The sequence below is a fragment of the Nocardia sp. NPDC051321 genome, from assembly GCF_044455225.1.
In the GTDB taxonomy this organism is placed as follows: Bacteria; Actinomycetota; Actinomycetes; order Mycobacteriales; family Mycobacteriaceae; genus Nocardia.
In genome coordinates this window covers 390,712-411,127 of record NZ_JBITEM010000002.1, presented here as the reverse complement: position 1 = coordinate 411,127, position 20,416 = coordinate 390,712, and the positions used below count along the sequence as shown (strand labels likewise).

At 66.6% G+C, this 20,416-nt stretch carries 20 protein-coding genes; 8 read left to right on the top strand and 12 right to left on the bottom strand.

What is annotated here, in order from left to right:
- Window positions 1-3 precede the first annotated feature (3 nt).
- From ACIA8C_RS05945 to ACIA8C_RS05920, 6 genes are read right to left on the bottom strand one after another with little or no spacing between them, the layout of a single operon-like run.
- Window positions 4-1,098, bottom strand: a complete 1,095-nt coding sequence (locus tag ACIA8C_RS05945; RefSeq protein ID WP_397131346.1) for a hypothetical protein — start codon at window positions 1,096-1,098, stop codon at window positions 4-6.
- A gap of 48 nt (window positions 1,099-1,146) precedes the next feature.
- On the bottom strand, window positions 1,147-1,548 hold the full coding sequence (gene rbsD / locus ACIA8C_RS05940; protein ID WP_397131344.1) for a D-ribose pyranase: 402 nt from the start codon (window positions 1,546-1,548) through the stop codon (window positions 1,147-1,149).
- Window positions 1,518-2,504 (bottom strand): ribokinase, encoded by a 987-nt coding sequence (locus ACIA8C_RS05935; RefSeq protein WP_397131342.1) that lies wholly within the window; start codon window positions 2,502-2,504, stop codon window positions 1,518-1,520. Before ACIA8C_RS05935 ends, rbsD begins: the two co-directional genes overlap by 31 nt.
- Window positions 2,501-3,286: an ATP-binding cassette domain-containing protein gene (locus tag ACIA8C_RS05930; protein WP_397131340.1), complete on the bottom strand. Its 786-nt coding sequence runs from the start codon at window positions 3,284-3,286 to the stop codon at window positions 2,501-2,503. The genes ACIA8C_RS05935 and ACIA8C_RS05930 overlap by 4 nt, the downstream gene beginning before the upstream one ends.
- Before the next feature lie 7 nt (window positions 3,287-3,293).
- A complete protein-coding gene (locus ACIA8C_RS05925) occupies window positions 3,294-4,268 on the bottom strand; it encodes an ABC transporter permease (protein ID WP_397131338.1) in 975 nt (324 codons plus the stop codon).
- Window positions 4,265-5,281 carry a substrate-binding domain-containing protein gene (locus tag ACIA8C_RS05920; protein ID WP_397131336.1) on the bottom strand — a complete coding sequence of 339 codons (1,017 nt, stop codon included), beginning with the start codon at window positions 5,279-5,281 and terminating at the stop codon, window positions 4,265-4,267. The genes ACIA8C_RS05925 and ACIA8C_RS05920 overlap by 4 nt, the downstream gene beginning before the upstream one ends.
- Window positions 5,282-5,419: 138 nt before the next feature.
- Between ACIA8C_RS05920 and ACIA8C_RS05915 the strand changes: the two genes are divergently transcribed.
- Window positions 5,420-6,424, top strand: coding sequence for a LacI family DNA-binding transcriptional regulator (locus ACIA8C_RS05915; protein ID WP_397131334.1), 1,005 nt, complete (start codon window positions 5,420-5,422; stop codon window positions 6,422-6,424).
- A gap of 24 nt (window positions 6,425-6,448) precedes the next feature.
- Here ACIA8C_RS05915 and ACIA8C_RS05910 read toward each other — a convergent pair whose 3' ends face one another.
- The gene (locus tag ACIA8C_RS05910; RefSeq protein ID WP_397131332.1) at window positions 6,449-7,471 is read right to left on the bottom strand and encodes a winged helix-turn-helix domain-containing protein; all 1,023 of its coding nucleotides are present in this window, start codon (window positions 7,469-7,471) and stop codon (window positions 6,449-6,451) included.
- An 82-nt stretch (window positions 7,472-7,553) separates the two neighbouring features.
- A complete protein-coding gene (locus ACIA8C_RS05905) occupies window positions 7,554-7,781 on the bottom strand; it encodes a hypothetical protein (RefSeq protein ID WP_397131330.1) in 228 nt (75 codons plus the stop codon).
- 161 nt (window positions 7,782-7,942) lie between these two features.
- Between ACIA8C_RS05905 and ACIA8C_RS05900 the strand changes: the two genes are divergently transcribed.
- Window positions 7,943-9,154, top strand: a complete 1,212-nt coding sequence (locus ACIA8C_RS05900) for an ArgE/DapE family deacylase (protein WP_397131328.1) — start codon at window positions 7,943-7,945, stop codon at window positions 9,152-9,154.
- 240 nt (window positions 9,155-9,394) lie between these two features.
- Window positions 9,395-10,699, top strand: coding sequence for a class I SAM-dependent methyltransferase (locus tag ACIA8C_RS05895; protein WP_397131326.1), 1,305 nt, complete (start codon window positions 9,395-9,397; stop codon window positions 10,697-10,699).
- Window positions 10,700-10,717: 18 nt separating this feature from the next.
- On the opposite strand, the gene ACIA8C_RS05890 is transcribed toward ACIA8C_RS05895, so the two are convergent.
- Entirely contained in the window at window positions 10,718-11,716 is a 999-nt protein-coding gene (locus ACIA8C_RS05890) for a diiron oxygenase (protein ID WP_397131324.1), read from the bottom strand.
- A 140-nt stretch (window positions 11,717-11,856) separates the two neighbouring features.
- Here ACIA8C_RS05890 and ACIA8C_RS05885 point away from each other — a divergent pair, with 140 nt between their 5' ends.
- On the top strand, window positions 11,857-12,576 hold the full coding sequence (locus ACIA8C_RS05885; protein WP_397131322.1) for a DsbA family oxidoreductase: 720 nt from the start codon (window positions 11,857-11,859) through the stop codon (window positions 12,574-12,576).
- Between the two features lie 63 nt (window positions 12,577-12,639).
- On the opposite strand, the gene ACIA8C_RS05880 is transcribed toward ACIA8C_RS05885, so the two are convergent.
- A complete protein-coding gene (locus tag ACIA8C_RS05880; RefSeq protein ID WP_397131818.1) occupies window positions 12,640-13,800 on the bottom strand; it encodes a lipase family protein in 1,161 nt (386 codons plus the stop codon).
- A 715-nt stretch (window positions 13,801-14,515) separates the two neighbouring features.
- Here ACIA8C_RS05880 and ACIA8C_RS05875 point away from each other — a divergent pair.
- Entirely contained in the window at window positions 14,516-15,028 is a 513-nt protein-coding gene (locus ACIA8C_RS05875; protein ID WP_397131320.1) for a DUF664 domain-containing protein, read from the top strand.
- Between the two features lie 102 nt (window positions 15,029-15,130).
- On the opposite strand, the gene ACIA8C_RS05870 is transcribed toward ACIA8C_RS05875, so the two are convergent.
- Window positions 15,131-15,700 carry a TetR/AcrR family transcriptional regulator gene (locus ACIA8C_RS05870; RefSeq protein WP_397131318.1) on the bottom strand — a complete coding sequence of 190 codons (570 nt, stop codon included), beginning with the start codon at window positions 15,698-15,700 and terminating at the stop codon, window positions 15,131-15,133.
- 113 nt (window positions 15,701-15,813) lie between these two features.
- Between ACIA8C_RS05870 and ACIA8C_RS05865 the strand changes: the two genes are divergently transcribed.
- From ACIA8C_RS05865 to ACIA8C_RS05855, 3 genes are all read left to right on the top strand, one after another.
- A complete protein-coding gene (locus tag ACIA8C_RS05865) occupies window positions 15,814-16,869 on the top strand; it encodes an amidohydrolase family protein (protein WP_397131316.1) in 1,056 nt (351 codons plus the stop codon).
- Window positions 16,870-16,895: 26 nt separating this feature from the next.
- Entirely contained in the window at window positions 16,896-18,053 is a 1,158-nt protein-coding gene (locus ACIA8C_RS05860; RefSeq protein WP_397131314.1) for a GDSL-type esterase/lipase family protein, read from the top strand.
- 220 nt (window positions 18,054-18,273) lie between these two features.
- The gene (locus tag ACIA8C_RS05855; RefSeq protein ID WP_397131312.1) at window positions 18,274-19,233 is read left to right on the top strand and encodes a lipase family alpha/beta hydrolase; all 960 of its coding nucleotides are present in this window, start codon (window positions 18,274-18,276) and stop codon (window positions 19,231-19,233) included.
- 213 nt (window positions 19,234-19,446) lie between these two features.
- Here ACIA8C_RS05855 and ACIA8C_RS05850 read toward each other — a convergent pair whose 3' ends face one another.
- Window positions 19,447-20,400, bottom strand: a complete 954-nt coding sequence (locus ACIA8C_RS05850) for a CAP domain-containing protein (protein ID WP_397131310.1) — start codon at window positions 20,398-20,400, stop codon at window positions 19,447-19,449.
- Window positions 20,401-20,416 lie beyond the last annotated feature (16 nt).

Here is a 20,416-nt window from a genome sequence, read left to right as displayed (position 1 = left end):
TGGTCACGGGACCGCGATGGAATAGACCTGCTCGGCAATCCTGGTTCGTTGATCGTTCTTGATGAAGTAGACGTCGTAGTAGTCGGCACTGCCCGGCTTGGCGAGTTCGATGGTCGCGCCTGCCCAGGTCTTGGCGCGGTCCGCGATCGGCGGGTCGAGCGGCGACCACGTGCCTTGCCTGCGCTGCCAGCGCGTTGTCTGCGCGCCGGCCGGTGCGCTGAACGCGGGCCACCGGTCGACGGCGATGGTCGGGCCGTCCGGCGTATCCCAGCGGAGTTTCAATGCGCTGGAACAGTTCTCGGGCGCAGGAACCGTGGGTCGCAGGGCATCGGTGGTCAGATCCAGGAAGTAGATGACGGCTTGGCTGCACGCCATGTCGCGGACATAGCTGCTGGGGACCGCGTATTGCGACAGTGCGGCCGACTGACCGTCGGGGCTGAACGCGCCGCTGTAGAAGTACGCCTTGATGTCGGAGAGCGGTCCGCGCGTCCGTGTTTCGCCGTTGGCCTCGATCGTGAAGAGCTGGCTTTTGATCGAGTCGTACTGCTGCTCTATGTCATACCGGTTCAGCAACAGTCGATCCTGTTCGATCGCCAAGATATCGATGTGCTGCTGTGCTTGCGGAGCCGGCGTGATGGTGCGCCACACGGCCGGCTTCGGTTGCGCCGCAGCGAGGTCCATGCGCATCACGGTGCCAGGCGCCTGCAACCACACGATGGTGCTACCGCTGAACGGCAGGACCTGACGGCAGCCGCAGGGCACGCGGATCGCCGTGGCGTGCGCTCCCGTGGACACTGCCGCAACGACAGGCCCGTCACCGTTACGCGAATCTTCCTTCCAGAAGGCGAATTTCGCGTCCTTCGTGAGCCCGACATCGCGCGTCGTATCGAAGGCTCCCGGCGTCCGCGACACGGTTGTGGTGCCGTCGGCGACGATCAGCTCGGTACTGGTCGCGTACGCGAAGATGTCAGTCTTTGCCTGCGGTTCGATGACACCCGGCGGTATGTCCGTGCAACCGGTGACACCGAGCAGCATCGCCGAGGCCGCGCAGGCGGCGACCGAAACCGATCGACGCCGGATCATCGTCAGCTCCCGCACCGTCCCAGTCTCTCCGATCACGACGCCGCATAGCGGTCGATCGGCGCATTACAACCACGGCACTCCGGCGCGGAACAACACGTTGGCATACGGGCGCGCCTCACCGGTGCGAACGACGAAGCGGCACTGGCCGATCCGCCGCTTGAACTCCTCGTGCTCGAGCAACTCGGCATGCCACCGGTTCGTCAGCAGGTCGGCCGCCTCCTGGTTCGCGGCGACCACGTCGGCGCTGCCCCAGGCGGCCTCGACGGCGACCTCGTCGAGGATCAGCTCGACCACCGGCGCGAATCGCGGCATGCCGTAGCTGATTCCGAGGTCGATCACCGGCACGCCGGGCGGCACGGGCAGGCCCGAATCGCTGACGGCGAAGGTGTCGGTGTGGCGGAGGCCGACGAGTGCCGACATCAGTTCGGCGTGAATCAATCCACCGGTGCGCAAGGTGCTTCCCATCTGGTTGTGGCGAAACTCGAGTCGGCGGGCGGCAGCGCGGCGAGCGCCGCGACGACCCGCTCGCGAGTGGGATAGGACGTGTGGGTGCCGAGCGACTGGACGGACAGGGACGCGGCGGCCGTGGCATAGGCCACCGCATCGGCCAACTCGACGCCGTCGGCAAGGGCGGTCGACAACGCGCCGACGTACGCGTCACCCGCTCCGGTCGAATCCACCGAGTTGACCCGCGGCGCGGGCTGATACGTGAGCTCGATGGACGCCGCCGTTCGACGGGCCAGGATCGAACCGGCCGCGCCCAACGTGACGACGACCGACGCCGCTCCGCGCAAGCACAGCGACCGCGCCGCTCGACCCACCTGTTCCCTTGTCTCGGTCGGTGCGCCGCTGACCGTGGCCAACTCGTACTCGTTCACCACGAGCGGATCGCACCGGCGCAGCAGTTCATCGCCGAGAACTGCCGCCGGAGCCGCATTGAGCACGAACCGGCGGGCCAGTCCCGCGGCCCAGGTAACCACCGTGAGCGGTATCTCGAGCTGTGCGACAACCACATCCGCCGATCCGAGCAGGTCGGCCTCGGCCAGCACCGCCAGGTCGGCGTCGGATTCCCAGGCGAAGTTGGCACCGGGGTCGACCACGATCTGGTTCTCCCCCGCGGCGACGGTGACATAGGCCCGGCCGGTTCGCTCGCCCGGAACTTCCCGCAGCCCAACCGTTTTCACTCCGGCCTCGGCCATCGAGTCAAGGAGCGTCGCCGCGACGGAATCACCACCGATCCGCCCGACGAACTGCACACGCCCGCCCGCCTTCGCCGCGGCGACCGCCTGGTTGGCTCCCTTACCACCCGGATTCGTCCGCGCCCCGACCGCGAGCACGGTCTCCCCCGGGCCGGGCAGTCTCGCTACCTCGCAGACCACATCTTGGTTCACCGATCCGATGACCGTGATCCGCCCGGTCACGAGACCTGTTGTTCCACAGCGGGCTTCGCCTCCAGATTGCCCGGCGCGGCCCCGGTGATCAACGCGACGAGCCGATCACCATCGATCTCGTCCACCCGATGCGCGGCCACCGAGCGACCCCGCCGCAGCACCACCACGTTGTCGCAGACGCGCATCACCTGCGCCAGATCATGACTGATGATCAGCACGGTCACCCCGCGATCGCGCAGCCCGCGCACCAGCTTCTCGACGGCGGCGGTCTCCCGCACGCCGAGCGCGGCGGTCGGCTCGTCCATGATCACCATCGACTTGCCCCAGGCGACCGCGCGGGCGATGGCGATGCTCTGCCGCTGGCCACCGCTCATCCGGCGCACGGTGGTGCGGACCGAGGGCACATCGACATCGAGATCGCGCAGGATCTCCCCGCTCTTGCTGATCATCGCCTTCCGATTGACGATCTTGATCGGCCAGGACGGGTAGACGAGCTCCCGGTTCAGAAAGAGGTTCTGCCACACGGTCAGATCGTCGATGAGGGCAAGATCCTGGTACACGGTCTCGATGCCCATCTTGCGGGCGCCCTCCGGCGAGCCGAGCCGCACCGGCGCGCCACGGAACAGGATCTCCCCCGAATCCGGTGGCTGAACGCCGGTAAGGCAGCGCACCAGGGTGGACTTGCCCGCCCCGTTGTCACCGACAAGCGCGGTGACCTCCCCTGCCGGAATGGTCAGGCTGACATCGTCGAGCGCGCGGACGGAGTCGAACGACTTCGTCAGGCCGCGCGCCTCTAGCATCGGTTCGGTCATGACATGCCTACTTCCGGAATCGCGAAATAGCCGCTGCGAGAAGCAATACCGCGCCCACCGCGATCGGTTGGTAGTACTGCGAGATGCCGAGGATGGTGAACCCGTTGATCAGCGAGGTGAACAGGATCGCGCCACACACGGTGCCGAGCACCGACGCCTTGCCGCCGCTCAACGACGAACCACCGAGCACCACCGCGGCGATCGAGCTCAACAGGTAGGTGGTCTGCAGGGACGGGTCGGCACCGCCGTTGCGGGCGACCAGCATCACCCCGGCGACACCGCACAGCAGCCCGCAGGCGCTGTAGGCGAGCAACCGGATCCGGCGCACCGGAATGCCGGTCTCCCTGGCCGAGTCGATATTGCCGCCGGTGGCAAGCAGGTGCGTGCCGACCCTGGTGCGGAACAGGATGCCCGCCACACCGAGCGCCGCGACCAGCGCGAGCAGCCAGAACCAGCGCAACGGTCCGGCGCCGTCCAGCGCGAGGCTCTGCAGGAACGGTGAATTCACCGCCACGCTGTTGCCGCTGGTGAGCAGCAGGGTGCAGCCGCTGAGCACGCTCAACGAGCCGAGCGTGACGACGAAGTCGGTCATCTGGAAGTGCCCGATCAGCACCCCGTTGATCACCCCGACCAGCAGGCCGCCCAGAATCGCCACCACGATGCCGGTCGTCACCGGATACCCGTGGCTGGTGAAGTAGCCGAGCAGCGCCGCCGACCATGGCAGCGTGGCACCCACCGACAGGTCGATTCCGCCGACCACCACCGCGAACTGCTGCCCGAGCGCGAGCACGGTCAGGATCGTCGACGCGACGAGCAGATCGTCGATGTTACTGGCGGTCAAGAAGTTCGGCGTGGCGATGAAGAATCCGAGCCACACGATCACCAGGGCGATCGGCGCCGCGTAGTCGGCGAGCTTGGTCGGAATGCGCCGCGCACCAAGCCGGCCGGGCGCGGCGCGCGCGACGTCGGACACCACACTCATTTGTTCACCAGCCCGGCCAGCGGATTGTCGAATGTCGTGATCGGCCGGGGGAATGCGGCGATCTGCTGATCGACATTGTCCGACCCGATGAACGCGATCGGCGCGACCACCCGGTCCGGAATGGCCTTGCCCTGATGCTTCGCCAGGCAGGCCTGGATCGCGAGTTCGCCTTCGGCGTACGGGTATTGGGTCACGGTGCCGTACAGGGTGCCCGCCTTGACCGCGGCGAGCGCGGCCTGGATGCCGTCCACCGAGATCACCTTGACCTGCCCGGTCCGACCTGCGTTCTTGATCGCCTGCGCGGCACCGAGTCCCATGGTGTCGTTGGCCGCGAAGATGCCGGTGATGTCCGGGTGCGCCTTCAGGATCGCCTCGGTGACGGTAAGGCCCTTGTCCTGCTCGTAGTCGGCGGGTGCGCGTTGCACGATTTCCAGCTTGCCCGCGACGGCGTCGGTGAAGCCCTTGTCCCGGTTGATGCCGTTCTGTTCACCGGCAATGCCCTGCAGCACAATCACTTTGCCGCTGCCGCCGAGCGCGTCGAGCATCTTCTCGCCCGCGGTCTTGCCTGCCGCGAGGTTGTCGGAGCCGATGAAGCTCGCGTAGTCGACGCCGGCCTGCTTCGAGGCGTTCGCGTCGATCTGGGTGTCCAGGTTCAGGATGGGAATGTTCTTGCGGGCCACCGGAACCAGCGGGGTGATCACGTTGGTCGCGTTGACCGGCACCACGGCGAAGCAGTCGTAGCCCTGCGCGGCCAGGGTTGAGATCTGGGCGTTTTCGCCGTCCGCGTCGGTCTCGGATTGTCCCGCCTGCACCGCGACGTCGACCCCGAGCTGCTTGCCCTCCGCCATCGCGCCGTCGCGCAGCGCCGCCCAGTAGGGGTTGGTGAAGTTGCGGGTGACTACGGCGATCTTGAAGTCCGACGAGGCGTCGCCGCCGCGGCCGCATCCGGCGGTGAGGGCCGCCGCGCTGACGAGGGCCAGGGCCACAAGCCCGATCCGGTATCGAGTGCTCATCTGGTATTCGACCTATCCTGTACGAGTTCAACTCGTGTTGACAACACGAGTTGATGCGTAGTGTGTGACCCGAATCACGAGACTGTCAAGGGTTCTTCGGCAGCTCGCACGAATTGCCAGCACGACAGGAGTGACCCGATGGCAGTCACCCGAGCCGACGTGGCCCGGCTCGCAGGCACCTCACCGGCGCTGGTGAGCTACGTCCTCAACGACGGTCCGCGCAGCGTCGCCCCAGCGACCAGGGCCCGCATCGAAGCCGCCATCGAGCAGCTCGGCTACCGGCCCAACATGTCCGCGCGCAGCCTGCGGATGAACCGCGGCCATGCGCTCGGGATGGTCATTCCCGATGGGGCCAACCCGTTTTTCGCCGAGCTGTCCGCGGTCGTCGAGGCGGCCGCGTTCGCGCGCGGCTTCCCGCTGATCGTCGGGAACGCCGCGGGCGACGAGGCAAGGGAGCGCGCGTATGTCAGCGCGTTCATCGACCGCCGAGTCGAAGGGCTGCTTGCCATTTCGTCGTCCTGGGAGTCTGGCATCGCCGACGCCTGCGCGGCGGCCGACATGGCGTTGGTCGCGGTGGACCGGATCATCGACCCGGCCCGCTGCGCGCACGTCATGTGCGATTCACTGTCCGGCGCGCGAATCGCCGTGCAGCACTTGATCTCCCACGGGCATCGCGCCATCGCCTGCCTCAGCGGGCCACACGTGTCGACCGCCGACGAGCGGGTTGCGGGCTACCGGCAGGCGCTACACGACGCGGGGCTGCCCGAAAGCGTGGTCGTGCGTGCCGAATTCGGCGGCGCCGCGGGTTACCACGCGCTCGACGAGCTGATGCGCGGCGCGACCACACCCACCGCGGTGTTCGTGACCAGCGACCTGCAGGCGATGGGCATGCTGCGGGCGGCCTACGACGCGAATCTGCGCGTCCCTGACGATCTCGCGATTGTCGGGTTCGACGGCATCGAATACGCCCGCTACACCAGACCCGGCCTGACCACCATGGTCCAGCCGACCCGGAAGATGGGCGAACTCGCGGTCGAGCTCTTGCTGAAGCAGATCGACACCGGCTCGGCCGAGCCGGGCGTGGTCAGCCTCGGCGCGGAATTGACGACCCGCGGCTCCTGCGGCTGTGCGGATGAGTTCTGATTTATCCCGCTGGGGCGCATGGCATTACGCGATGCGGGCGCTGTTGCTCAGATCGCCGTCCAGCAGCGCGGCGCCCAGCGTTGTCACCTCGTGGCGCATGGCATTGCGGTGCCGCCAGCTGTCGATCAGACCGGCCTCGCGCAGGATCGACGCGTGCTCGCTCGCCGTGGCGGGTGAAACACTCAGCCGGCGAGCGAGTTCGGTGGTACTGCAGCCTTCGGCGATCACCTGGAGGGCGGCGGCGCGGGTCCGGCCGAGCAGGGCGGTCAATGCCTCGTTGGTCGCGCGCGGTCCCCACGCGGCAGCGAAATCACTGATATCGCGCATGACCGGAACAACCAACATCATCGGCGCTTCCTTGTCCGCCAAGGACATCAGGGTCAGCGGTTCGGGCCAGGCGAAGAAAGAGGGCACGATGACCAATCCGCGGCCGCCGAGATTCTCGTTATGACAGGACAGCATCCGGTGTACTTGGAGCATCGGCGCGCGCCAGGTCACATACGGCGCCAGCCCGGCGAACAGTTGCTCGACGCCTTCGGTGGCGATCGTTCGGGCCATCCGCTCGGCGGCCATTTCGAGATAGGACTGGATGTGCGCCCAACGCCCGGCGAACGCCACCGAGTGGAAGGCCTGCACGGCAGCCGCGACATTGCGGCGCGCGGCGCCGTCGCGCTCCGACAGCTCCCTCGTCCACGAGGGCAGCGGCGGTCGACCGACCTCCGCGCGGCGGCGATCGACACTGTCCAGCTCCATCCGGAGTTCGTCGCGGGACGCCAGATGCAACGCCTCGATACCCGCGGGCATCGAGCGGGCGCCGAGGGTAGGCGTGATCAGATCCAGGAACGCGTCGTCGGCGGGCAGGATGTCGGCGAGCACCCCGAAATCAGCCGGTATCGCGCCACGTACCTGGCTGCGCCAGCCCGCGAAACCCGCGATGTTCCTGCGTTGTATCACCCGAGTGGCCAGCATCGTTTCCGCGATGGCACCGAGCGGGGCCCCGATCCGGACGCGCATCAAATCCTCTGGCGTGCAGACAATCTGCTTCACCCGCAGCCACCTCGCCTTCGCGCCGACGGACCGGCAACGCCGGGTCCCCCGCCCATCCGATACCGCAAGACGGCACCTCCGATCACCAAGAACCACGCCACCGTACCGCGACGAGCGGGTCCAGCCTTGTCAAAAGGTCGTCGGCGTTCGCCGCGGTCAGCGACTCCTTCATCGCCAACTCGTCGCGCCGCGACCACATCGGTGCCAACCGCTGCCGACCCCGTTTCCATTCCGCCACCACGCTGTCGGCCAGCCGGGCCACCGTCATCGCGACGCCGCCGTCGGTCCGCACCGCTGTGTTTTCCATCATCTTCCAGCTCCTCGTTGTCACTGTTCAGAGCCTATGAAGCAGTGCGGTGCGTAGTCACCATGATTCGGTTCAGGCCGAAACACCGAGCAACCGGTGCGGCTCGCAAAGGTCTCGGCGGTGAACCGGCCCGTAATCGGCTGATGTCGGCAACACTCGGATTCGTGACGATCGATTCCAACCGGGTACAAGCCTGGCTCGCACCGCGCGCCGACGAGATGGCGGCATTGCTGACCGCGCTCGTCGCACACGACACGGAGAATCCGCCCGGTCGTGGCCTGCGCGACTGTGCCAGAGCGCTGACCGACGCGATGGCCGGGCTCGGGCTCGACGGCGAAATCATCGGGGTGCCCGCGATGGACGCGCAAGAAGATCCGTGCATCGTCCGTGCGGCCGTCGGCGATGGCGCGAAAACCCTTTATTTCCATGGGCATTTCGATGTGGTACCGGTGCAGGATCGCGGGCAGTTCACCGCTCGGCGGACGGACGGCAAGATCATCGGGCGTGGTACCGCCGACATGAAGGGCGGGATCGTCAGCATGCTGTACGGCGCCGCCGCGGCGAAGGAACTCGGGCTGCTCGGTGACGGCAAGATCGTGATCCACCTGGTGTGCGACGAGGAGACCGGCAGCGTCGCGGGGTCGGGTTTTCTACGGCAGCATGGCCTGATCGATCCGGCCGCGGTCGCCATGGTCACCGCGGAGCCGAGCGCGGGCAAGATCTGGCACGCCGCGCGCGGGGCCGTCAGCCTGCGGGTCACCGTGCACGGGCGCGAGGCGCACGTCGGGCAGGCGACCTTCGGCATCAACTCGTTCCAGCACATGGTGCGGATCGCGGTACCGCTGGAAAAGTACGTCCGCACCATGCAGGACCGGCACACGGCGTTCGCGATGGACAACAAGGACGCGCCCGGCTCGATGGTCGTCGTCGGCGGGCTGTCCGGCGGCGGGTCGAACTTCAACGTGGTTCCCGGTACGAGCTGGTTCACCATCGACAGCCGGTTCAATCCCGAGGAGGACCTCGAAGTCGAACTGAAGAACCTGACGACGATCATCGAGACCGCCGCCGACGGCATCGGTGCCGAGGTGACCGTGGAGCTGACCCAGTTCCAGCCCTCGGCGAGTACCGATCGAGACCATCCGGCCGGACATGCTCTTGCCCAATGCATCTCGCGGGTGACCGGCGCGGAGCCGTCGTTCGAGATGTGCGCAGGCATCCTGGACACCCGTTGGTACGCCCAGCTCGGCATCCCAGCCTTCGCCTACGGCGCGGGCCGACTCGATGTCTCACATGGGCCTGACGAATATGTGGACGAGCAGAAGATGCGTTCGGCCGCAGCCGTTTACACCCTTTATGCACAGGAGCTGTTGCAGTGACGTAGAGCGGCGCTTGCCCGGCCGGGTTGCATTTCCGCCGAAAGCCGATGGCTGGAAAATTCGCGCACGCCGCCGCACCAGCGACGACGCTGTGCGGGGCAGCACAGGCAATTCACCGTGCGCCGAGCAGCTGCACCTGAGCTGTCCTGGACGACGTTCTAGTCACCCGCCGATCGGACGGCTCGGACTTTCCGCCAGTCGTTGACCCGGTCGGCGGGCGACTCGGGCCATAGTGGACTCATGGGTAATAAGACGACGGTCGCGGCGGTGTTCGAACCCTTGGCACGGGCCGCGCTCGGGGCGCACCCGTCGGTGCGGTTCGAGTTCTGGGACGGCAGCTCGATCGAACCCGAGGGCACGAGCGCCGGGACGATCCGCATCAACTCCAAAGACGCCCTGAGCCACATGGTCTGGGCCCCAGGCGAACTCGGTATCGGCCGGGCCTTCGTATCCGGCATGGTCGACCTCGACGGTGACATCTTCACGATCCTTCGATCACTGGCGTCGACCGCGCCCGGCGATGCCAAGCTGGGCGCCGTCGCGGCGTGGCAGGCCATCGGTGCGGCCAGGCAGCTCGGCGCGCTCGGACGGCGCCCGGAGTTGCCGCCGGAAGAGGCGCGGCCCCAGCGCGGACCGTTGCACACCAAACGGCGAGACGCGGCGGCGATCAGCCATCACTACGACGTCGGGAACGAGTTCTATCGGCTGGTGCTCGGGGAGAGCATGACGTACTCGTGTGCGCGGTTCGTCGCGGACGGCGACGACGGTCAGGCTGGCGCGAACGGCACCGTGTCCTTGGCGGATGCCCAGCGCGCCAAGCACGATCTGATCTGCCGCAAGCTCGATCTGCGGCCGGGGATGCGGCTGCTCGACGTCGGGTGCGGCTGGGGATCGATGGCGATCCACGCGGCCTCGACCTACGGCGTGCAGGTGGTCGGCGTGACGATCAGCGGCGCCCAGATCGAGCTGGCACGCAAGCGGGTCGCCGACGCGGGGCTGTCCGCGAACGTCGAGATCAGGCTGTCCGACTATCGCGATCTGCGCGGCGAGCAGTTCGACGCCATCTCCTCGATCGGCATGTTCGAGCATGTCGGCACCAAACGGGCCGCGGCGTACTTCGAGACCTTGCGTGCCCTGCTCCGGCCCGAGGGACGACTACTCAACCACGCGATCTCCTCCGCGGGCGGGTCCGTGATGGGCGCTCGCTCGTTCGTGGGTCGCTACGTCTTCCCGGACGGTGAGCTGGTCGACGTCGGCGAGGTCGCGTTGGCGATGCAGCGGGCCGGATTCGAGGTGCGCGACGTCGAGGCGTTGCGCGAGCACTACGCACTGACGCTGCGTGCCTGGGTCGCCAATCTGGAAAGCGCTTGGGATCAAGCGGTTTCGCTCGCCAGCGAAGGGCGCGCCCGGATCTGGCGGCTGTATATGGCCGCCTCGGCGCTGGGTTTCGAGGACGGCGGGCTCGGGCTGCACCAGGTGCTCGGCGTGGTGCCGGATGCGCAGGGGCACACCGGGATGCCTGGAACCCGGCGCGCCTGGATGTGAGCGCCGGGCCTGGCGGATTCAGGAGCGGGTGCGCACCGGTTCGCCGCGATACCGGGACCGACCGCCGTTGATCCGCAACAACCGCCACGTCAGCTTGGCGGCCGGATTCATCAACCCGATATCGGACGCGAGCATCCGAGCCTCGCCGAAGAAGTCACGGCGGCGAGCGCGCGCTTCGGCGCTGCGCCAGAACAACTCTCGGCGAATGCGCAGCGGAATGTCGAACTCGCGGAACAGGGATCGCGGCGGCTTCACGATCAGGTCGCAGGCGATGAACATGATGATCGGGTAGGCCAGCGACAGCGTGCCACGTTGCACCCGGCCGAGCTTGGGCACCCGGTGCCGCAGGTATTCGTGCGCGAAGGCGATGTGGCGCGCCTCCTCGGCGATGTGGATCCGCATCACGTCGCGCATGATCGGGTGCACGTTCTCCCCCGCGCGCAGCACCGACTTCTGCACGTGATCGATGGGCTCCTCGCCCGCCAGCACGGCGACGAAGAAGGTGGTCGGGAAGAAGCGGCCGAGCAGCGGCACCAGCGGGCCCGCCGCCTTCATGAACCGGCTCATACCCGGCACGTCCGCGCCGATCCGGTTGACCATCTCCTGGAACATCAGGGTGTGGTTGATCTCCTCGGCGACCTCGTGATTGAGGTAGCGGAATTCGCCGGATCCGTTGGGCACCACGGCGAACAGATAGTTCATCACGCCGCCGATCAGCACCTCTTCGAACTGCAGCCCCACCTTCGCGACGTTGGCCTGCCGCCACATCCCGATCTCGATCCTGCGCGCCTCGGACTGCGCCAGATACCAGGGATGCGCGCCGAGCGGGTCACTGTCCGCAGGCAGAATCCAGCGCGGATCGTTGGGCACCACCGCCCACTCCGGCGCATCCCAGTCGATCTCGGTATACGGATCGAAGTGCTTGTTCACCGAACCTTCGGAGAGCGTCGTCAGGATCCCCGCGTACGCGCTACGCGCCGCGGTCCCAGACGGCGCCGTTGCCGACTTCGTAGCCATGACGTCTACCTCATATCCAGTCGAGGTTAATGTGACACATGTTTACAGTAACAGCCTGTCTCACTCATATCTAGAGCTCGGCCCGGAACAGATCCCTTAGCTCGAGTGTTGCTTCAGCGGGGGTCGAGACGAGACTGAGGATGAGCGTGCGGGTCGAGATTTGGACTGATATCAACTGTCCGTTCTGCTACCTGGGTAAGGAGCGGTTCGGGCAGGCGCTGGCGGAGTTCGCCCATGGTGACGACGTCGAGGTCGTGCATCGGTCGTTCGAGTTGGATCCGAGCCTGGCCGCCGACGAGTCCGGGCCGGTGATCACCAAGATCGCGCAGAAGTACGGGATCAGCGAGGCGCAGGCCGCAGCCAACGAGCGGGGTATCGGGGCGCAGGCGGCCGAGCTCGGGTTGCCGTATCTGACCGAGGGGCGCGACTACGGCAGCTCCTTCGACATGCATCGGCTGCTGCACTTCGCGTTGGCGCAGGGTAAGCAGGAACAGCTGCTCGACGCGCTCTACCGCGGGAATTTCGCGGAGCAGGAGTCGCTGTTCGGCGACAACGAGCGCCTGGTCCGGCTCGCGGTCGACGCGGGACTCGACGAGTCGAGCGTGCGCGCGGTGCTCGCCGATCCGCAGGCTTATGCCGACGCGGTGCGGGCCGACGAGCGGGAAGCGGCACAGCTCGGCGCGACCGGCGTTCCGTTCTTCGTGATCGACCGCAAGTACGGCGTCTCCGGCGCGCAGCCCGTCGCGGTGTTCGCGCAGGCGCTCGATCAGGCGTGGGGCGAGCGCGAACCGGTTATCCAGACGATCGGCGGCGCGGACGCGTGCGGTCCGGACGGATGCGCGCTGCCCGCGCGCGATTAACCTTGCCGGACAAGCGAATCGCCCCTGACCGATAGCTACCGATCAGGGGCGATCGCCGTCTGACTACGCGCAGTTACTCGGCGCAGGCTTGCCGCTGTATCGGCCGTCGAGCCAGTTCAGCATCGAGGGGAAGCCGACGACAGCGGTCGTCAGGTGGTCCGGCGAGGGGAAGAGCTCGGATTCCACCCGCACGCCCGCGTGGCAATAGCGGTTGACCGTGTTCGCGATCGCGTCCAGCGGAATCAGGTTGTCCTGCGGGGAATGCCATTCGAAGATCGGCGCGTCGGGCACACCGCCGTAAAGCTCGACGCTGTTCTCGTCCGCCACCGCCCATGCCTTCGGATCATGAGCCATCACATTATCTTTCGCGTAATCGTCGAAGGTGTGTCCGGCACCACGCGCGATCAGGTCATTGGTGCAGCTGTTGGCGATGTCCCTGGCCGCGGCGAGCCCGCGCGCGCTCAGGGCGTCGGTGATCGGCAGCCGGTCCGGGTACTCCCGCTCCAAGCCGAGCACGGCGGCGAAGCCGAGACCGAAGGCCGGGTGCTGGTTGTGCCCGATGGCCCAGCCCATCGTCTGCAGGTTCATCGGGACACCGCCCTCGGCGGCGCCGACGATGTTCAGCTCCGGCGCGTACTTCGGCGCGAGCGCGGCGGCCCAAGCGGTCGCCATGCCGCCACCGGAGTAACCGGCCAACGCCACCGGGCTCTTTCCGAGGCTGAGCTGCGACAGTCGTTGTGCGGCGCGAACGCCGTCGAGGGTGATCTGGCCGCCCAATTTCGCCGCGCCGTAAGCACTGTTCGGGCCGAGGTGATCGGGCAGGGCGACGGACCAGCCGCGCAGCAGCGCGATGTTCAGCGCAGGCGCGAACGGGACAATGAAGTTCGTGTCGTTGGCGTAGAGCCCGTGCGAGATCGCGCACTGGGTGCCGAGCCCATTGATGATGTGCTGGAACGACAGCAGCGGCGCGTCCGCGCGGTGGCCGGCCGGCGTCAGCACCGTGGTGGTTGCCGCGATCGGCTTGCCCTGAGAGTTGGTCGAGCGGAACTTGATCAGGGTGACCGAGGCGTTGGGGAAGAAGAACAGCGGCGGCATCGGGCGGCTGTCCAGCACGTCACCGTTGGCCCTGCTGCCGATGTCGGCCGGCGCGGCGTAGAACGGGTCCGGGTCCGGGTTCGGCCAGATCGGCTGGGCGTTTGCGGTGACGGTGCCCGCGGTGGCCATGACCGCGCTGATCGTCAGCGCGCCGAACGCCGCGAGGATCGGTCTGAGTTTCGTGCCACCGGTTGCCAACCGAAAAAGTCGTCTACCCACTGGGCTATACCTCCACTGCATCGCGAGAATTTCAGGTGATCCGGTGAACTGCATTTCACGGGCGCGAAACGACAATAGTCATCGACTCACCACTTGTCGTGGGCGTGCCGGTGCGAAAGTGTCGCAGATTACATGCCGGTCTTAATACGAATTAAAGTTGCGCTACGCCCGCTGTGCGGCAATACCCAACGGGTCGGCCTTGTGCGCAACAAGCTTGCTGGCCAGGGGTTTTCATCATCGATCCGGGCACCCATGGCCTTGGCGAAAAGATCCGTCGGGCACTGTGTAGGCCGACTTGAATCGTATGTAGTTTTCCTTCACAGATTTTCCTACGGTTATCGGTAATTATCCGATCGTGGCGTACTCCCGAGTTGGCTGTCTCGTTGCTGTCGTGCGGTCAGCGTAATAGCGAGGGCAACGACGGTCTATCCGTGTAAGTACCGATGCAAAGAATTCATGTTGTTCTAACAAAGTGCTCCGGCCGAATTCACCGCGCGTGGGTCACGGGCGTCCGGCCATCGGTCACGCGAACCGTGGCGCTGCTCGATAGCCAGACCCACACCGCTGTGCGGCGGATCACCGGACGCGGGAATAATGAACGCCAACCCCACGATTGGACCCGATCATGACCAGTGCTGATTTGTTGATCGACGCTTTCGGCCGCGTTCAAGAGAACGTCCACGGAGCCGTGTCCGACCTGACCCCCGACGAACTGGCAGTGCAGCTCGATCCGGGCGCCAACTCCATCGCCTGGCTGATCTGGCATCTGACCCGCGTGCAGGACGATCACATCGCCGACGTCGCGGGCACCGAACAGGTGTGGACCGCGGCAGGCTGGGCCGAACGCTTCGCCCTGCCATTCGATGACACCGCGACCGGCTACGGCGACAACCCGGACGCGATCACCCAGCTCGGCAAGGTATCGGCGGAGCTCCTTCTCGGCTACTACGACGCCGTGCACGAACAGACGATCAAGTACGTCTCCGGCCTCACCGACGCCGACCTCCCCCGCGTCGTCGACACCCGCTGGAATCCCCCCGTCACCCTCGCCGTCCGGCTGATCAGCGTCGTGGACGACGATATCCAGCACTCCGGCCAGGCCGCCTTCATCCGCGGAGTCCTGTTGCGCCGCAGGTAATCTCGGTAACCGCCACGGCTTACCCGGCGCCTGCCTGTGCCGCGCCGTTGCGGCACAGGCAGGCTCTTGCTCGTAACGAGCACGCGCGAAGGCGTAGCCAGCTCAGGCCGGTGGCCAGTTCTTCAAGACGGCGTCGAGCGCGTCGAGCGCCCGGGACCAGGAGTCCTCCACATTGCGCGGGTGGCTGTCATAGCGCCCAGTCGTTTCCAAGGTGACGTATCCGTAAAACGTGCCGTGCAGCAGGCGGATCGCGTCGGTCTGGTCGGGCTCGGACAGGTCGTAGCCACGCAGGATCGCGCGGGTCATTTCCGAGTGCCGCAGTGCCGCGCTGGCGGCGGCCGTCGCCGGGTCGAGGTCGAGTTGGGCGGCGGCGTAACGGCCCGGGTGCTCCTTGGCGTAGTCGCGGTAGGCGTTGGCGAAGGCGACCAGCGCGTCCTTGCCCGCGCGGCCGGCCAGCGCCTCCGCGACCTTGTCGGCGAGTTCGGCCAGCGCCAGGACTGCCACCTTTACCCGCAGGTCGCGCGCGTTTTCCAGCCGCGAGTAGAGGCTCGCGTCTTTGACGCCGATCCGGCGGGCCAGCGCCGAGACGGTCACGTTGTCGAAGCCGACCTCGTCGGCCAGTTCCGCCGCCGCCTGGATCAGGCTCTCGTCGGTCATCCTTGCGCGCGCCATGCCGCTCTCCTCATTGCCTACATCTTTAACTCATTTGCCTAATGTCTCTAGGTAATTTAGCGTACCTACTTGTCAAACAAGCTAGTAGGTACGATCGAGGGGAGACCTCCACCATGAACGCATCGGTTTCCCATACCGCGCGCCCGACCGAGTTCGGCCGGATCTTTCCGCCAGACGAAAACTGGTTGGCGGGACAGCCACGGGAGCAGATCCTGCTACCCGAGCTGCCCATCATCGATCCGCACCATCACCTCTGGTATCACCCCGGATTTCGTTATCTCCTAGAGGAATTCGCGGCGGACACGGGCAGCGGGCACCACGTGATCGCGACGGTGTACGCCGAGGCGATGTCGGCCTACCGCACCGAGGGGCCGACGGAATTGCGTCCGGTCGGCGAGACGGAGTTCGTCGCCGATCTGGCCGCGGCCAGCGATGCGGCCGGTGGCCCGACCAGGGTGGCCGCCGGGATCATCGGGCGGGCCGCCTTCGCCCTCGGCGCCGAGAGCGTCGACAACGTCATCGAGCATCACCTCGCCGCCGGTCACGGCCGCTTTCGCGGCCTGCGGTTCGGGGCGAGCTGGGATGCGAGCCCGGAGATCAAGCTCGGCCATCCCGACAATCGTCCGCGCATGCTCGCCGAGCCGGCCATTCGGGACTGTGTGCGCGTGGTCGCCGACCGCGACCTGGCCCTCGATCTGTGGATCCTGTCCCCGCAGTTGGCCGACGTCGCCGAACTGGCCGACGCGTTTCCGGAGCTGCGGCTGGTGCTCAACCACTGCGGCGCGCCGCTCGGCTTCGGGCCGTACGCCACCGACCGTGCCGAGCACTTCGCGACCTGGGCGCGTGGCATCCGCGAAGTCGCGCAGCGGCCGAACGTCGTGTGCAAGCTCGGTGGCATCCTCGCCACCGCCGCCGCTTTCGACTATCGGACCGCACCGACCCCGCCGACCTCGGAACAGCTTGCCGCCCTGTGGCTTCCATGGTTCGAGACCTGCATCGACGCCTTCGGGCCGCGGCGGTGCATGTTCGAGAGCAACTTTCCCGTGGACAAAATGGGAACTCGATACGCGACGCTGTGGAACACCTTCAAGCGGCTCGCCACCGGCGCCTCGGCAACCGAACTGGCCTCGATGTTTTCGGACACCGCCCGCCGAACATATCGGCTGTAACTTTTATGAACGCTAAGGAACACCTCATGACCAACTGGATCACCACCCCTATCGGACCCCCCATCCTGCGTGGCGCGCTCGATCTCGAACGCACCGCGAACGGCATACTGCCGCACCGACTTCCGGCATGGGCGCGCAAGCAGTTCCCGGACGACTATCTGGCGATGGTCGAGGCCCAGCCCGCCGGCGTGCGCGTGGTCTTCCGCACCAGCGCGACCGCCATCGAGCTGGATGTGCTGCCAACGCGGACCTTCTACCAGGGCGCACCGCCGCCTGTGGAGGGCGTGTACGAACTGCTCGTCGACGGCAGGCACGCGGGTCGGGCCAGCGTGCCCGGCGGCACCAGGCTCGTCTTCGACCTGGCCACCCAGTCCACGGTCACCGAGCAGGGATCGGCAGGCACCGCCCGATTCACCGACCTGCCTGCCGAGACGAAGGACGTCGAAATCTGGCTGCCGCACACGGAAATCACCGAGTTGGTCGCCTTGCGCACCGACGCGCCGGTCGAGGTGACGCCCGACCGCGGCCGCAAAACCTGGCTGCACCATGGCAGTTCGATCAGCCACGGCGCCAACGCCGACGTCCCGACGTCGACCTGGCCCGCGCTGGCCGCCGCACGCGGCGGTGTCGAGCTGATCAACCTGAGCCTGCGCGGCAATTCGCTGCTCGATCCGTTCGTCGCACGCGTCATCCGCGATACACCGGCGGACCTGATCAGCCTGAAGCTAGGTATCAATATCGTCAACGGCGACATCATGCGGCTGCGGGCCTTCGGACCGGCGGTGCACGGCTTCCTCGACACCATCCGGGAAGGACACCCCAGCACACCGCTACTCGTCGTCTCGCCCATTCTCTGCCCGATCCACGAGGACACCCCCGGCCCCGGTGCCCTCGAATTCGACGGCACGAGAGTGAGTTTCCGCGCCACCGGCGACCCAGCCGATCGCGCGGCCGGAAAACTGACCCTCAACGTCATCCGCGACGAACTCACCCACATCATCAAACAGCGCGCGGCCGACGACGCCAACCTGCACTACCTCGACGGCCGCTCCCTCTACGGCGAAAAGGATTTCATCGACCTGCCCCTGCCCGACCAACTTCACCCCGACCCCGCCACCCATCGCCGCATCGGAGAACGCTTCGCCGACTTGGCCTTCGGCGAAGCGGGCGTGTTCGGCGCCTGAGCACGCGGCGGGTTGCGCGTGGACAATGCTGTCTGGTCAACGGCATTGTCCACGAACCCGATCGCTCAAATATGTTGTGCCACTTATCCAAATTAAGTTGCGCTGATCTTCGTTGCGCGGCGGTGACAAACACAACAGGATGTCAACCGTGGTGTGTTGTCGTGGTCACTTCGCGGACAGATAGTGGGTCTGGACTACATCGCAGAAAGGGGTCCAGTTTATGCGCCTTAAGCCCGTTGTCTGGATGACCGTTGCCGCGATTTTCGCCGGAGCCATGACCGCGCCCGCCGCCTCGGGCGCGCCGGCCGACGCGCGATCGCAGTTCCCCGTCTCCTACCTGTTCAGCGATGCGGTGGACGCCGAGGCCGACAACCCCGGCGCGGCGCCGGCCGGCACCAACGACTGGACGTGCACACCGACTGAGGCACACCCGAATCCGATCGTGCTGGTGCATGGCGGTCCGGAGACCGTGCGACTGGACTGGGGTGCGCTCGCACCGTTGCTGGCCAACAACGGCTACTGCGTCTACGCCTTGACCTACGGTTCGCTCCCCGGCATGCCCGCGCCGCTCGGCGCACTCGGCGGGCTGCTGCCGATCGAGCAGAGCGCGCAGCAACTGCGCGACTTCATCATCAAGGTGCGCGCCGCCACCGGAGCCCACAGTGTCGACATCGTCGCGCATTCGGAAGGCAGCCTGGTCACCGACTACTACGCCAAGTTCCTCGGTGGCGCGAACAAGATCGACCGTTTCATCTCGATCGGCCCCGGTTGGAACGGCACCAACTCGCTCGGGTTCGCGGCCCTTTTCGCCGCGCTTGCCGCCAGATCGAAGCTGACGCCAGCGCTGGGGGCCGTGGTCGACCCGATCTGCGCCGCCTGCTTGCAGATTCAGGCCGGCTCGGAATTCCTGCGCAAGCTGAACGCCAGTGGCCCGACGGTTCCCGGCGTCACCTATACCAACATCGTCACCAGCCATGACGAATTCGTGGTGCCGTACTCCAGTGGGATCGTGCAGAGTCCGAGCATCACCAATCACATCGTCCAGGACTATTGCCCGGGTGATCTGACTGACCACCTGCTGCTGCCCTACGACAAGGTGGTGGCCCAACTCGTGCTCAACGCGCTCGATCCGAACAATACCGCGCAACCCACCTGCACGAGCACCCCGCCGAACAGCTGACGTCCGAACTACCCACCACGACAACACAACTCATCGCCCGCCGCGCCGAACCCCTTGGCGCGGCGGGCTTTGTGATCGATGCGTGCGTGCCGTCCTGCTCGGCACGACTGACTGTGGACACAACGAATCCGCTGACCACGGCACCGCGGTCAGCGGACAGAAAAGCACCGCCGGACTCCTCGTTGAGTCCGGCGGCGCCGCTGATGAGGCGTGCTACCAGCCACCCTTACCGGCGAGCTGCCCGAGCAGGTTGTCGAATTCTTGTCCCCACGCGCCCCACGGTGAATCGCCGCCGTTGCTCGACGGCTTGTCGAAGCCATTGCTCCACGGGTCCCATGAGGTGTCGCCCGCACCTGGTTTGGCATCGCCGCCCCACGGATTCCAACCACCCCAGGGATCCCAGGAATCGCCGCCATTGTCAGAGCCATCCCACGGCGAATTGTCGCCATTGTCCGGACTGCCGTCGCCCCACGGATCGCCGCCATTGTCCGGATTACCATCGGAACCATCCCACGGGTTCCATGGATCCCACGGCGAATCACCGCCACCGGGCTGCTCGCCACCGGGCTGCTCGCCGCCGGGCTTACCGTCGCCGCCATCCGAGGGATTACCGCCGCCGGGCTTACCGGGCTTGCCGTCGCCGGGCTTACCGTCACCCGGCTTACCGGGCTCCGCGGGCTTCTCGTCACCCGTCCTATTGGAGGTGCCGAAGTCCTGCGTCCAGTAGGCCGTACCGTTGCCCGCCTTGGCATAGCCGACGCCGATGTCCTTAAGCCCGCAGTTCAGGATGTTCGCGCGGTGGCCCGCGCTGTTCATCCACGAGTTGACCACTTCGGACGCACTGCGCTGACCGGCGGCGATGTTCTCCGCCCAGGTCTGCGCGTGATAGCCCGCCGCGCTGATCCGATCGCCGGGATCGCCCTTCGACGAGTTGTGATCCATGAAGCCACCGGCGGCCATATCCTCCGAGTGACCTTGCGCGGCTTGGGTAAGGTGGCTTTCCGCTTTCAGCGGTGCACATCCCGCCTTGGCGCGTTCATTATTGGTAAGGCTTACCACCTCGTCGGCGGCGGACTGGGATTGTGGCGCCGCGATGGCCGCTGGGGCCCCGGCGACGGTACAGAGGGCAAAAGCCGAGATGCCGACTGCGGTGGAAAAGGACAGCATTGTAGCGGGAGAGAAA